The 13275-nt window shown below is 70.4% G+C and carries 11 protein-coding genes; 3 read left to right on the forward strand and 8 right to left on the reverse strand.

Features of this window, described 5'->3' with window-relative positions:
- Positions 1-67: 67 nt before the first annotated feature.
- Positions 68-949 (reverse strand): ABC transporter permease, encoded by an 882-nt coding sequence (locus tag ACGFSB_RS04510; RefSeq protein ID WP_393393952.1) that lies wholly within the window; start codon positions 947-949, stop codon positions 68-70.
- Between the two features lie 244 nt (positions 950-1193).
- Here ACGFSB_RS04510 and ACGFSB_RS04515 point away from each other — a divergent pair, with 244 nt between their 5' ends.
- Positions 1194-2249, forward strand: a complete 1056-nt coding sequence (locus ACGFSB_RS04515) for a LacI family DNA-binding transcriptional regulator (protein WP_393393955.1) — start codon at positions 1194-1196, stop codon at positions 2247-2249.
- A 327-nt stretch (positions 2250-2576) separates the two neighbouring features.
- On the opposite strand, the gene ACGFSB_RS04520 is transcribed toward ACGFSB_RS04515, so the two are convergent.
- Positions 2577-3467 (reverse strand): LysR family transcriptional regulator, encoded by an 891-nt coding sequence (locus tag ACGFSB_RS04520; RefSeq protein WP_393393957.1) that lies wholly within the window; start codon positions 3465-3467, stop codon positions 2577-2579.
- An 84-nt stretch (positions 3468-3551) separates the two neighbouring features.
- On the opposite strand from ACGFSB_RS04520, the gene ACGFSB_RS04525 reads away from it, so the two are divergent.
- Both ACGFSB_RS04525 and ACGFSB_RS04530 read left to right on the forward strand, forming a co-directional pair.
- Positions 3552-4313: a sulfite exporter TauE/SafE family protein gene (locus ACGFSB_RS04525; RefSeq protein WP_393393959.1), complete on the forward strand. Its 762-nt coding sequence runs from the start codon at positions 3552-3554 to the stop codon at positions 4311-4313.
- Between the two features lie 11 nt (positions 4314-4324).
- The gene (locus tag ACGFSB_RS04530) at positions 4325-4966 is read left to right on the forward strand and encodes a hypothetical protein (RefSeq protein ID WP_393393961.1); all 642 of its coding nucleotides are present in this window, start codon (positions 4325-4327) and stop codon (positions 4964-4966) included.
- Here ACGFSB_RS04530 and ACGFSB_RS04535 read toward each other — a convergent pair.
- The 6 genes from ACGFSB_RS04535 to ACGFSB_RS04560 all read right to left on the reverse strand — a co-directional run bounded on the left by ACGFSB_RS04535 (position 4872) and on the right by ACGFSB_RS04560 (position 13242).
- Positions 4872-5771 (reverse strand): LysR family transcriptional regulator, encoded by a 900-nt coding sequence (locus ACGFSB_RS04535; protein WP_393393964.1) that lies wholly within the window; start codon positions 5769-5771, stop codon positions 4872-4874. The two genes, ACGFSB_RS04530 and ACGFSB_RS04535, sit on opposite strands and share 95 nt — an antisense overlap.
- Before the next feature lie 93 nt (positions 5772-5864).
- Positions 5865-7067, reverse strand: a complete 1203-nt coding sequence (locus ACGFSB_RS04540; RefSeq protein WP_393393967.1) for a glycine C-acetyltransferase — start codon at positions 7065-7067, stop codon at positions 5865-5867.
- 61 nt (positions 7068-7128) lie between these two features.
- Positions 7129-8157 carry an L-threonine 3-dehydrogenase gene (gene tdh, locus ACGFSB_RS04545; RefSeq protein ID WP_393393970.1) on the reverse strand — a complete coding sequence of 343 codons (1029 nt, stop codon included), beginning with the start codon at positions 8155-8157 and terminating at the stop codon, positions 7129-7131.
- 131 nt (positions 8158-8288) lie between these two features.
- Positions 8289-9473, reverse strand: coding sequence for a Gfo/Idh/MocA family protein (locus ACGFSB_RS04550; protein ID WP_393393973.1), 1185 nt, complete (start codon positions 9471-9473; stop codon positions 8289-8291).
- Positions 9474-9517: 44 nt separating this feature from the next.
- A complete protein-coding gene (locus tag ACGFSB_RS04555) occupies positions 9518-11731 on the reverse strand; it encodes a right-handed parallel beta-helix repeat-containing protein (protein ID WP_393395725.1) in 2214 nt (737 codons plus the stop codon).
- Between the two features lie 11 nt (positions 11732-11742).
- Positions 11743-13242, reverse strand: coding sequence for a M1 family metallopeptidase (locus ACGFSB_RS04560; protein ID WP_393393975.1), 1500 nt, complete (start codon positions 13240-13242; stop codon positions 11743-11745).
- Positions 13243-13275 lie beyond the last annotated feature (33 nt).

Raw genomic sequence — 13275 nt, forward strand, 5'->3', positions numbered from 1 at the left:
GGCCCTTCTCGCGTACGTCGAGCATCGGACATGGCGGGGTGGGTGCGCCGGCACCACGTGGTGGGTGTCAGTAGGCCGTGGTGGCGGCCACGTCCCTGCGGCTCGCGTGCCACGGCAGGAGGAGCTTCTCGGCGATCTCGACGAGCACGAAGAGGACGACGCCGATCAGCGACATGACGAGCAGCCCCGCGAAGAGCATCGGGGTGTCGAGGTTTCCGTTGGCCTGGAGGATCACATAGCCGAGACCTTCGTTCGCGCCGACGAACTCGCCCACGACAGCGCCGGTGACGGCGAGTGTGACGGCCACCTTCAGGCCGGAGAACAGGTGCGGAAGCGACGCCGGGAAGCGGATCTTGAGGAACGTCTGCCAGGGCCGCGCGCCCATGGTGGCGGAGAGCTGGAGCATCTCCGGGTCGACGGCTTTGAGGCCGGTCACCATGGAGATGACGACAGGGAAGAAGGCGATCAGAACGGCGATGAGGATCTTCGGAGCGATGCCGAAGCCGAGCCAGACGACGAACAGCGGCGCGATCGCGATCTTCGGCACGACCTGGGCGAAGAGAAGAATCGGGTAGAGGGTCTTCTCGACGGTCGTCGAGTAGACCATGACGACCGCGGAGAGAATGCCGACGCCCACGGCGATGAGGAAACCGAGCAGGGTCTCGTACGTGGTGACCCAGGTGTGCTGCCACAGGTAGTCGGGCTTGTCGAGGATCACGTCGAGGGTCGCGCCGGGGGACGGGACGAGGTAGGCCTCGACCATCTCGGTGGCCGCGATGAGCCACCAGGCGCCGAAGCAGACGATCAACAGGACGAGCGGCCGCCAGCTCTTCTCGGCCGCCTCGGCGGTACGTTGCCGCAGAGTCGGGCGGCTTCGGTCGGCAACGCCTGCCGTTTTGACGGGAGTTGCCTGCAGTGCGCTCTGACTCACGGTGAACTCCCCTGGCATTCAGCGAACTTCGGAGGCATTCGGAGGCAGTTGCGGAGCGGATCAGTTCGGCTCTTGTGCGGAAACCGCTTTCAGAAAGCGCTTTCTGATAAGGTGTTCGCCACGCTAATGACTGGCTGACCGCAGGGTCAATAGGTCGGCTCGAAGTTTCGCGGCGCGAGACGAAGGGGGCGCGGTGCGGGAACGGGAGCGGGGCCCTGGGCCGGGGTGGGGGCGCGGGAATCCCGGATCGGAGCGCGGAATCGTGCGAGACCCCAGCCAGGGCCGCGCACGCGAGCACGGGCCTCATGTCACCCTGCACGCCGTGGCCCGTACCGCCGGGGTATCCCCGGCCACCGCTTCGCGGGCGCTGAACGGCACGACGCGCGTCCGCGAGGACCTGCGGATCCGGGTTCTCGAAGCCGCGGACCAGCTGGGCTACATCCCCAACGCCCACGCACAGGCACTCGCCAGCGCCTCGAACAACACCGTCGGCGTCATCTGCCACGACGTCGGCGACCCCTACTTCGCGGCGATCGCCAGCGGTGTGATGGCGGCAGCGGCCGAGCGGGATCTCCTTGTCATGCTCGCCAGCACCTTCCGCGCTCCGGCGCGGGAGATCGCGTACGTCTCCATGCTGCGGGCGCAGCGTGCCCGCGCGATCCTGCTGATCGGCTCGGGCTTCCAGGACCCCGCATGGGAACGGTCGTTGCGGTCGGAGCTCGCCCCCTACATGCGTGACGGGGGCCGTGTCGCCGTCGTCAGCCGGCACCGCGGTCTCCGGGTGGACACGGTGCAGCCCGAGAACCGGGCGGGTGCCGCCGCGCTGGCGCGGGCGCTGCTGTCCCTCGGCCACCGGGAGTTCGCGGTCCTCACGGGCCCCGAGCGGCTGACCACGGTGGCGGACCGGCTCGCCGGGTTCCGTGAGGCGCTGGCCGACGCAGGGGTCGGCCTGCCCGCCGAGCGGATCGTGGAGGGGGCGTTCACTCGTGACGGGGGCCGTGCGGCGGCGCTGGAACTGCTGCGGCGGGGGCAGCGGCCGACGTGCGTCTTCGCGGTGACGGACGTGATGGCCGTGGGAGCGTTGGGTGCGTTGCGGGAGCGGGGGCTTCGGGTGCCGGAGGATGTGTCGCTGGCAGGCTTCGACGACATCCCCCTGGTCGGGGAACTCACGCCGCCGCTCACCACGGTGGCGTTGCCGCTGACACGGATGGGGCGGGACGTGCTGGCCCTCGCCCTCCGCGAGCCGGGTGCGCGGGCCCGGGTGGAGCGGGTACGGGGCGAGGTGGTGCTGCGGGCCAGTACGGGGCGTCCCGGATGAGGTGAGGGCTACGGGGCGTGCGTCCCGGCTGAGGGTGCTGTGCCGGTGCGCAGCCGCTCCACTTGGGAGACCTACGCGTTGGGAGACCCACACGTTGGGAGACCTGTGCGCCTGCGCCTGCCGCCCCCGCCAAGAAGGCCGTGGACCAGCGTGACATCGGGCAGCCCTGCCACGGGAGCCACGGGAGCCACGGGAACTACAGGAGCCGCGGATCAGAACAGCCGGAACCGCGCGCCGCTACGGGGCGGCCCGGCTGGGGGTGCCCAGCGCCGGAGCAGAGACCCGGGCCGCCCCCGGCCGAAGGCCCCGCACGCAAGCCCCCCGGACTTACACGTTCGACGCCATCCGCAGATGCTCCGCAAGTGCCTCCGCCGCAGGTGGTGATGGACCGTTTCTGGCACCCCAGGCCAGGAGCAGGTGGCGGCGGGCCCAGGCGTCGCTCAGTTCGCATACGTCGAGCGGTCTGCCGGGGTCGATGGCGCGGCGTGGCACGACGGCGAGGCCGACGCCCGCGGCCGCGAGGGCGATGAGGACGTTGAGGTCGGCGACGGTGGTGCGGTAGCGCACGACCGGCGCGTGGGGACCGACGTGCTTCTCGACCCAGCGTCGCAGCGCGGAGGCCGCGTCGAGCCCGACCAGCGGGTGCTCGGCGACTTCGCTGTAGGTCAGGGCGGTGCGACCGGTGAGGATCCCTCCGGCCTGGCCGATCACTACGAGGGAGTCGTCGCCGAGGGTTTCCATCTCCAGGCCGCAGCCCCGGGCCTCGTCGTCGACCACGACCCCCAGGTCCGCCTCGCCGTCGACAAGTGTCCGCACGGTCTGCGGGGTGCGGCTCTCGGACACCTGGACGTCGACGTCCGGGTAGTCCCGCAGGAACGAGACCAGGGCCCGCGGCACCAGTTGATGCATGGCGGAACCACCCCCCAGGAGGACCAGCGGGGAGGTCGGCGACCGGGTGTAGCTCGCGACGGCGCTCTCGAGCCGCACCGTCTGGGCGAGGACCTCGCGCGCGTGCCGGGCAAGCGTCGTCCCCGCCGGAGTGGGACGCACGCCCCGCCGGCCACGGATCAGCAGTGCCACTCCGGCCTGGTGCTCAAGTGAACGCACCCGTGCGCTGGCCGATGGCAGGCTCAGGTGCATCCGGCGGGCGCCCGCCGTGATGGACCCCTCCTCCACGATGTCGAGAAAGAGCCGCAGATCGTCCAGGTCGTAGCGCACCCTCACGAGCCTATGCCACAGCCTTAGGCTCACTACCGCGATTACGCATTGTGGGACCCCTACTCACAGGGTGATGCTCGGCGGGTGTCCGAGATCCTGCTGGTCCTGTTCGCCGGTGTCGCGGCCGGGGCCTTGAACTCCGTCGGGGGCGGCGGCACCTTCGTGGCGCTGCCCGCCCTCGTCGCGTCCGGCCTGTCCCCCGTGACGGCGAACGCGTCGTCGACCATCGCCCTCGTGCCGGGGGCGGTGGCGAGCGGCTGGGTCTACCGGCGTGAACTCACCCCGCTCGGGGCGACGCCCACGCCCGCGCTGACCATGATCAGCGTGCTCGGCGGCGGACTCGGCGCAGGACTGCTGCTCGCGCTGCCCGCCGCGTCGTTCGACGCCGCCGTGCCGTGGCTGCTCGCCTTCGCCACGGTGCTCCTCGCCTTCGGACGGCACCTCTCCAAAGCGCTGAGCAGCTCGCGCGGGCGGCCGCTCAGCATGGGCTCGCGGACCGTTCTGATCGGCCAGTTCGTTCTCGCGCTGTACGGCGGATACTTCGGCGGAGCCGTAGGCATCATGATGCTGGCCCTGTGGAGCGTCGGCCTCGGACTCGACGCCGCGGTCAGCAATCCGATGCGGGTCGTGCAGGTCGCGGCCATCTATCTCAGCGCGACCGCGCTGTTCCTCGTCGCATCGGACGCCCTGAGCACTCCACTGCTCCTCACCGCCATGCTGATCGGAGCGGTGACGGGCGGCTTCACCGGAGCCCACCTCGCGCGCCGTCTCCCCGCCCGGGTACTACGGAGCATCATCCTGACGACCGCCGTGACGATGACCGTCCTCTATTTCCTCCGCGGTTGAGGCCCACCGACATGACCGATGACGACTCCCTTGCCGCCGCACCGTCGTACACCGATGCCGGCCGAGCGCGTGTCGTGATGGCGTACGAGGCGTACGAACTGGCCGATCTCGCGCGGGCCGCGGTCCCGATCGGCGGGCACGAACTGCGTTCCGACGGCGGCGTCGAATCGCCGGGCTCCGTGCTGGCCGACGCCGCCCACGTCCTCCGGGCCGCGCGTCGGTTCTTCGAGGCCGCCGTGGTGTTCGAGCGGCTCGGCGGCGCGAGCTGGCAACGCGTCGGCGATGTCCTGGGCACGGAGGCAGCCACCGCACGCGTCCGCTTCGCCATGGCCGAGGCCTGCTTCCGCGAGCAGCTTCGCTCCCCCGAGAGCGTCAGGGCCGACACGGGTGACGGAGCTGACGGGGCCGACGGAGAGATGAGCTGGTGGCGGGGCCACATTCCCGCCGACCCCCTGGAAACCGCGCTCGACCTCGACGACTGGGTCCTGCGCCACGCGGACGGGAACGACGACCTCGGCACCGCGCCGGTCTCCGGCGGCCTGGCCCGGCAGGAAGCCCCTACTCGGCGGCTTCCCCCAACGCGTCGAGGACCGGACGGATCAGCGGATGCTCCTCCGCCCCGCACCGCACCGCGGCGAACACCCGGCGGGTAGGAGCGACGCCGTCCACCGGGCGGATCACCACCCCCGATACGTCCATCCCCCGCAACGCCGACCGGGGCACCAGCGCCACGCCGACGCCCGCCGAAGCCAGGGCGACGACCGCCCGGAAGTCGTCCGACCAGTGCTCGAGCAGGGGCTGGAAGCCCGCCGCCTCGCAGGCGAGTATCACCACGTCATGGCAGGGGTTCCCCACGAAGGGGCCGATCCACGCGTCCTTGGCCAGCTCGGCGAGCGGCACCCGTTCCGCGCCCGCGAGGCGATGCGTCACCGGAAGCACCGCGTCGAACGGCTCCGCGTACAGAGGCACCCGTGTAAGGCGCGGATCGTCCGCACCCGGCGCGCCCCGGTACTCCACCGCCACCGCTACGTCCACCTGCCGGTCGAGCACCATCGGCAGGCTCGCGTCGCCCTCCGCGTCCTGGACCCGCACCCGGATCCCGGGCGCGCCGGACGAGAGACGGGCGAGGGCGGGGCCGACCACGAGGGCGATCCCGGTGGCGAAGGACGCCACGGTCACCGTCCCCGCCGCCCCCGAGCTGTACGCGGCGAGCTCCGCCTCGGCCCGTTCCAGCTGGGCGAGGACCTCGTTCGTGTGCGAGAGGAGGATCTCCCCCGCCGGGGTCAGCCGGACCCCGCGGGCGCCCCGCTCCACGAGCCGGTGGCCCGTCTCCTGCTCCAGGGCGGTCAGCTGCTGGGAGACCGCGGACGGCGTGAGGTAGAGCGCGGCGGCAGCGGCCGTGACCGTGCGGTGGTCGGCCACCGCACGGAGGATGTGCAGCCGCCGCGCTTCGATCATGAGGTCGATTGTCCCAAACTGCGGGCCTCACCGACACCAGCGGCCCCGAGCGAGCACCCAGGCACCTGTATGCGCTCAGGCACCCGTATGCGCTCAGGCACCCGCAGCGTCCAGCTCCGCCCGCGCCGCCACGAACGCGTCCACCGCCCTGTTCACGTCCTCCGTGGAGTGCGCGGCCGACAGCTGCACGCGGATCCGGGCCGCGCCCTGCGGCACCACGGGGTACGAGAAGCCGATCACGTACACACCCCGCTCGAGGAGCAGCTCCGCGAGGCGCCCGGCGACCGAGGCGTCACCGATCATCACCGGGGCGATCGCGTGGTCACCCGGCAGGATGTCGAAGCCCTCCTCGGTCATCCGCGAGCGGAAAAGCGCGGTGTTCGCGGCGAGGCGCTCCCGCAGGTCTCCCGCGGACTCGAGGAGGTCGAGCACCTTCAGCGAGGCCGCCGCGATCACCGGGGCGAGGGTGTTCGAGAAGAGGTACGGGCGCGAGCGCTGGCGAAGGAGCGCGACGATCTCCGCACGGGCGGCGACGTAGCCGCCGGAGGCACCGCCGAGCGCCTTGCCGAGCGTGCCCGTGATGATGTCGACGCGGTCCATGACGCCGTGCAGTTCGGGCGTGCCTCGGCCGCCGGGGCCGACGAAGCCGACGGCGTGCGAGTCGTCGACCATCACCATCGCGTCGTAGCGGTCGGCGAGGTCGCAGATCCCCCGCAGCGGGGCGACGTATCCGTCCATGGAGAAGACACCGTCGGTGACGATCAGGCGACGCCTGGCCGACTGGGCCTCCTTCAACTGCCGCTCCAGATCGGCGAGATCACGGTTGGCGTAGCGGAATCGACGCGCCTTGCTGAGGCGGATACCGTCGATGATCGACGCGTGGTTGAGCGCGTCCGAGATGACCGCGTCCTCCTCGCCGAGCAGCGTCTCGAAGACACCGCCGTTGGCGTCGAAGCAGGACGAGTAGAGGATCGTGTCCTCCTGGCCGAGGAACGTGGACAGGCGCCCCTCGAGCTCCTTGTGCACCTCCTGCGTACCGCAGATGAAGCGCACGGACGCCATGCCGTAGCCCCAGCGGTCGAGTGCCTCGTGCGCGGCGGCGATCACCTCGGGGTGGTCGGCGAGGCCGAGGTAGTTGTTCGCGCAGAAGTTCAGTACCTCACCGGGGCGGCCCCCGGTGGTGACGGCGACCGTGGAGGACTGCGGGGTGCCGATGACGCGCTCGGGCTTGTGAAGACCGGCGGCGCGGATCTCGTCGAGAGTGGTGCGCAGGTCGTCGCGTACGGAGTCGAACATGCTTGATTCCTTCAGCAGCTGAGGCGGTCGGGACGCTCGGGGCGGTCGGGGCGGTCGGAGTTCAGGAGGTCCAGTCGAGGATGACCTTGCCGCCGCGGCCGCTCGCCGCGTCGTCGAAGGCCGCTTCGAAGTCGCGGTGGCCGTAGCGTCCTGTGATCACGGGGGCCAGGTCGAGGCCGCCTTCGAGCAGCACGGACATGGAGTACCAGGTCTCGAACATCTCGCGGCCGTAGATGCCCTTGATCGTGATCATGGAGGTGACGATCCGGGACCAGTCGACGGCGAACTCGTCGGACGGCAGACCGAGCATGGCGATCTTGCCGCCGTGGGTCATGTTGGCGAGCATGTCGCGCATCGCGACGGGGTTGCCGGACATCTCCAGGCCGACGTCGAAGCCCTCGCGCAGGCCGAGCTCACGCTGTCCGGCGGCGATGGAGGTCTCGGCGACGTTCAGCGCCAGGCTCACGCCGATCTTGCGGGCGAGTTCGAGGCGCTCCTCGCTGACGTCCGTGATGACGACGTTGCGGGCGCCCGCGTGCCGGGCCACGGCCGCGGCCATCAGGCCGATCGGGCCCGCCCCGGTGATCAGTACGTCCTCGCCGACCAGCGGGAACGAGAGCGCGGTGTGCACCGCGTTGCCGAACGGGTCGAAGATCGCGGCCACATCGAGGTCGACGGGAACGCGGTGCACCCACACATTGCCCGCGGGCAGGGCGACGTACTCCGCGAACGCCCCGTCCCTGCCGACGCCGAGCCCCACCGTCGCGCGGCACAGATGGCGGCGGCCCGCCTGGCAGTTGCGGCACTTGCCGCAGACCAGGTGGCCCTCGCCGCTGACCCGGTCGCCGATCTTGATGTCGGCGACGTCGCGCCCGGTCGCCACGACCTCGCCGACGAACTCGTGCCCGACGACGAGCGGCGCCGAGATCGCCTGCTGCGCCCAGCCGTCCCAGGCCCGGATGTGCAGATCCGTGCCGCAGATCCCGGTGCGGAGCACCTTGATCAGGACGTCTCCGTGGCCGATGACCGGCTCCGGTACGTCCATCAGCCGGAGCCCTGGCTCCGCCTTCTCCTTGACCAGCGCCTTCAACGCAACGGCTCCTGTCGTACGTCGCTTCTTCCACCGACGACACAGGAATCTTCCTTACGGCGGCGCCCCGGTCCATCGAGGATTTCTTAAGCGCCGCCGCAGCTTTCCTTCAGGCCCTGGCCGGACAGGCCCTAGCGGGTCTGCCCCCGCTCGAAGTACGCGATGAGCTCCGGGTCGAGGGCGGGCACCTCCTGCGGCGTGCCCCCGCCCCGCAGCGACTGCGTGGCGCGCACGCCCGCCGCCACCGCCATCCGGGCCGCGACCGGCGACGTGTCGGTGCGCCCTCCCTCGCGGACGAACCGTACGAACTCCTCGATGAGCAGCGGGTCGGATCCGCCGTGCCCGCCCTCGTCCTGGGCGTCGGGGACCGGATATTCGGCATCGGCGTCGGGACGGTAGGTCGAACGCTTCGCATTCCAGACCTTCACCACTCCCCCGGGGCCGTCACCGAAGTTCTCCAGGCGGCCCGCGTCGCCGATGACGGTGTAGTTGCGCCAGTAGTCGGGGGTGAAGTGGCACTGCTGGTAGGAGGCCAGCACCCCGTTGTCGAGGCGCATGTTGACCAGCGAGACGTCCTCGATGTCGATGACGGGGTTGAGGTCGCGCTGGGTGTGCGGCGGCCAGTGGCCGTCCTTGGTGTACCAGTCGTCCGCCTTCGGCTCGCCCGGCTCGCGGCGGTGCGGGTTGTCTCCGTAGACCATGAGGTCGCCGAGGGCCTGCACCTGGCGGGTGTAGCCGTTCGCGAGCCAGTGCAGGACGTCGATGTCATGGGCGGCCTTCTGAAGCAACAGGCCGGTGGTGTGCTGCCGTTCGGCGTGCCAGTCCTTGAAGTACCAGTCCCCTCCGTAGGCGACGAAGTGGCGTACCCAGACCGTCTTGACCTCGCCGATCTCGCCGCGCTGGATGATGTCCCGCATCAGCCTGACCACGGGCATGTGGCGCATGTTGTGGCCTACGTAGAGGCGGGTTCCCGTGTCGTGGGCGGTCCGCAGGATCTCGTCGCAGGCCTCGATGCCGATCTCCATCGGCTTCTCCACGAAGACGGGCTTCTTCTCGCGCAGCGCCTCGCAGGCGAGCTGTGCGTGGGTGTGGTCGGGGGTGAGGATCACGATCGCGTCGACGTCCGGGTCCTCGATGACCTTGCGGTGATCGCTGGATATCAGGGCGCCGGGGAAGGCCACGGCCGCCTCCGTCCGTGCGGTGGCGTCGTGGTCCGCGAGCGCGGTGACGCGGGAGCCCGCGCCTGGCCGGTGTGCGGTGCGGGCCAGTGAGCCGCGCAAGCCGTAGCCGATGACGCCGAGACGGAGGTCGGTCATGGTGTGCCTTTCCGTACAAATACCTGTGCGGGTGCGGGTGTTGCCTATGTCCGTGCAGGATGCACGAGTACGTGGGAGAGTGCCACGCGTCCCGTGCCGGTGAGCTTGATCCTTATGTATCTGGCTTCCGCGTCCGTGTCGAGGAGTGTGGGCCGAAGTGATCGTCCGGTGACGTGCACGGTCGTGGCGTCGGCGAAGTCCGCGGTGCGGGCGAGTTGGACGTCGAAGTCGGCCGTGGTCATGGAGGTGTTGTTCCAGACCTCGATCTGTCCCACGCGCCGCGCTTCGCCGAGGTCGACCTGCCACCAGGCGCCCGGTTCGGCGAGGGTGCGGGTGTCGGTGGAGGTGTCACCGTCGGTCGCGTATGCCGCCGGGGCCGCGCCGTCCGTGGAGGACTGCGACGCCGTGCCCGTACGGGCGAGGTCCGGGCGCAGCTGCTCGGCCGGTGCCTCGCGCGCGCCCGCGCGTGCCGCCACGGCGAGCGCCTCCGAAGGCAGCCGGTCCAGCTTCGTGTGGTTGTCCTTCATCGTCGACCCGGTGCCCGCGAGGGGCGGCGTGTCGGTCCAGTTGCCGGTGGCGTGGTTCTGGATGCCGTAATCGGCCCAGTTGGAGACCCACTTGTAGCCGATCCGCGTGATCACATTCTCTTCGACACGGATGTACGAGGACTGCTCGTCGAGGTAGATGCCGTTGCCGTCGCGCTCGGTGTTCCCGTAGGCGGAGCGGTTGATGTAGTTGCCGGACACGACCGTGCCGGGCTGGGCGCCCTGCGTGTAGATGGCGCCGCCGTCGTGCTGGGTGTGCTCGACGCGCATGACGTTGGTGATCCGGTTGCCGGTGATGCGATTGTCGCGGAGGACGGACTTCTGGGCCTCCGGCTGGTTCCAGCCCCAGCCGACCGAGATCCCTGAGTAGGGCAGGTCGTCGATGGTGTTGTGGTCGATGGCGAGAGAGGCCTCGTATCCGGCCCAGATGCCCACCGAGTCGGTGTACTCGACGCCGGTGCGGCGGATCGTGTTGTACGCGACGGTGTTCCGCTCCCCGGCGAGTTCCGCGGCCGGTTCGGGCTCGGTGTCGCCGACGTACAGGGCGCCGGACGACAGGTCGGTGAAGCGGGAGCGGGTGACCGACGTGTCCTTGGTGCCGGATTCGAGAATCACTCCGGCACCACCCAGATGCGTGAACTCGCTGCCGCTGACGGCCACATCACGGCCACCGCGCACGGTCAGCGCCCCGCTCGGCTTCGTGTAGTGGCGGCCCGCGTGATCGACAGGGCCGGTGGCTCCGGTGAGCGTGAGGCCCGCCTGGGTGCCCGCGTAGCCCTCGTCGGTGGACGGCTGGCGGTACGCGGCGTACGCGAAGCCGATGCCCTGCACGCGGAGGTCGTGGGCGCCGTCGATGACCATGAGCCGCTCGGTCACTGGGGTGAGCACGCGCGCGTGACGCATGTCTTCGCCCTTGCGTGGGAGGTAGGTGACGGTGCGGTCATCGGCGTCCCAGACGAACTCGCCCGGTTTGTCGAGGAGTTCACGGGCGTTCTCGAAGAAGGCGACTCCGGAGTAGCGCGCCGAGTCGACGGTGGTGGAGTCCCAGGCCGGTCCCGTACGGTTCGTGCCGCTCGCGGAGTTGGTCCAGCAGGGCTGCGCGAAGGTGAGGTCGTCCCCTTCGACGCCAGCGATCCGGCAGTGGTAGTCCCGCCAGCGGACCTTGATGACGGCCTCGGCGCCGGTGGGTTGCTGCCACTTCGCGATACCGGTGGCCGTGGCGCCCGTCATGCCGGTCTTCGTCGCGTCACAGGTGCTCGCGGCGCAAGCCCCGCCACGCGCGCGCACCGCCCGGTCGCCGTCCACGAACAGCTGGCGCGGGGTGATCCCTTCGGGGACATCGGCGGTCCAGGTGCCGTCGGCGGCTTCGGACCATCCCTTGAGCTGCCGCCCTCCGGAGAACACCGGCTCGGCCCCGCGGGCCGCGGCCCAGGTGACGGTGTGCCCGTCGCGCCCGGAGTCCGCGGCGCCCAGCTCGAGCGGCTCGCTCATCTCGTAGGTGCCGCCGACGAGTTCGACGCGTACGTCCCGTCCGTCGACGGTGCGAGCGGCGTCGCGGGCGGCCTGTGGGGAGCAGGGGCTGGAGGGGGTACAGGCCTCTCCCGAGCCGTTCGGGGCCGCGTGAAGGGTCCTGGGGCCCGGAGCGGCCTGAGCGGCGCTCTGCGGGGCGATGACCGCTCCGAGCGCCGCGACGGCGACGATCCCCGCGGCGATGCGTGAGCGCCTCACTTCGCGACACCCCAGTCCGGGTGGCCCGGCATGGGCGGGTTGTCGAGGTCGTACAGCCAGTGGTTCAGGAACGTGCCGACCGACTCGTCGCCGGTGACCTTGACGGCGTTGTCGATGAAGTCCTGGGTGGAGGCGTTGCCGTGCCGGTGCTTCGTCAGCCACGACTTCATGACGGCGTCGAACTCCTCCTGCCCGATCTGCTGGTTGAGGGCGTAGAGGGAGACAGCGGCGCCGTCGTAGATATTGAAGCCGCCGAGCCCCGTGGGCTTTCCGGGCGGGCCGTCGGTCTTGCGGACCGCGTCGAGCTTCGCGTACGCGGTCTTCATCTTCTCCTCGATGGGCTGGAACCCCTTCTGGTCCGCCCACACGGCCGCGTAGTAGACGGCCGGTCCCTCGTTCATCCACGCGTCCTGCCAGGTGGCGGGGGTGACGGAGTCGCCGAACCACTGGTGGGTCAGCTCATGGACCATGGTGGTCGAGTAGGTGGGACGGTCGAACCAGGAAGGACCGAAGAGTGACAGGGTCTGGTTCTCCAGCGCGTCGCTGTAGCCGTCCCGCACGATCTGCACCCCGTAGGTGTCGAACGGATAGCGCACGCCGAGGGTCCTCTCCAGCCATGCCAGCTGTCCGCCCGTCTCTTCGGCGATGGGCTTGTACTTCGCCTGCTGGTCCTCGGGTATGAGGTGGCGCAGCTTCACTCCGTGCGGGCCGCGTCCGTAGACGTAGGTCTGCTTGTTGACGGAGATGCCCAACAGCTCGGGCGCCATCGGGGACTTGAGGGCGAAGTCCCAGGTCTTCCCGGAGTCCGCCGCCTTGCGCGTGCCGGTGAGGTTGCCGTTGGCGCCGGGCGTCCAGCCGTCGGGGGCGGTGAGGTGGAAGGACCAGGTGGCCTTGTCCGATGGGTGGTCGTTGACCGGCGCGAAGGTGTCGGCGCGGGAGGCCTGGGCGGCGGACGCGAAGCCGCCGTCTGACATGTAGCGCCAGCCCGGTTGCCCTATCGGCTTGGTCTTGCCGTTGCCGTGGTAGGTCAGTTCGACGTCGAAGGCGCGGTTGTCGTGCAGGCCGCCCGGCGGGGTGACGGTGAGCTCCTGGCCCGTCTTGCCGGGGCCGATCGCCCAGGTGGCGTTCTTGCCGTCGACCTTGATGGCGTCGATGGCCAGCGAGTCGATGTCGAGGTTGAAGGTCGAGAGGTCCTGAGTGGCTCTCGCCTTGATCTTCATGGTGCCGGTGAAGTCGTACGTCACCGGTGTGAAGTCGAAGGAGAGGTCGTAGTGGCGGACGTCGTAGCCGCCGTTGCCGAGCGTCGGGAACAGCGGGTCGCCGACGCCGTCCGCACCCGGGGCGGGGTCGAAGGGCACGGCGTGGGCGGGGAGGGCGAGCGCGAGGGTGGCGGCCGCGGCTGCGGTCGCTGTCGCGGCGCGGACGGTCCGGGTACCGCGAGTTGGGACGGTCCGGGCACTGCGAGCACGTACGGTTCGGGTCCTTTTCTCAGCCATGGGGCCGCAACGTAGTAATCGCTTACTGTCAGC

It is taken from the genome of Streptomyces sp. NPDC048441, assembly GCF_043200235.1.
Taxonomy (GTDB): Bacteria; Actinomycetota; Actinomycetes; order Streptomycetales; family Streptomycetaceae; genus Streptomyces.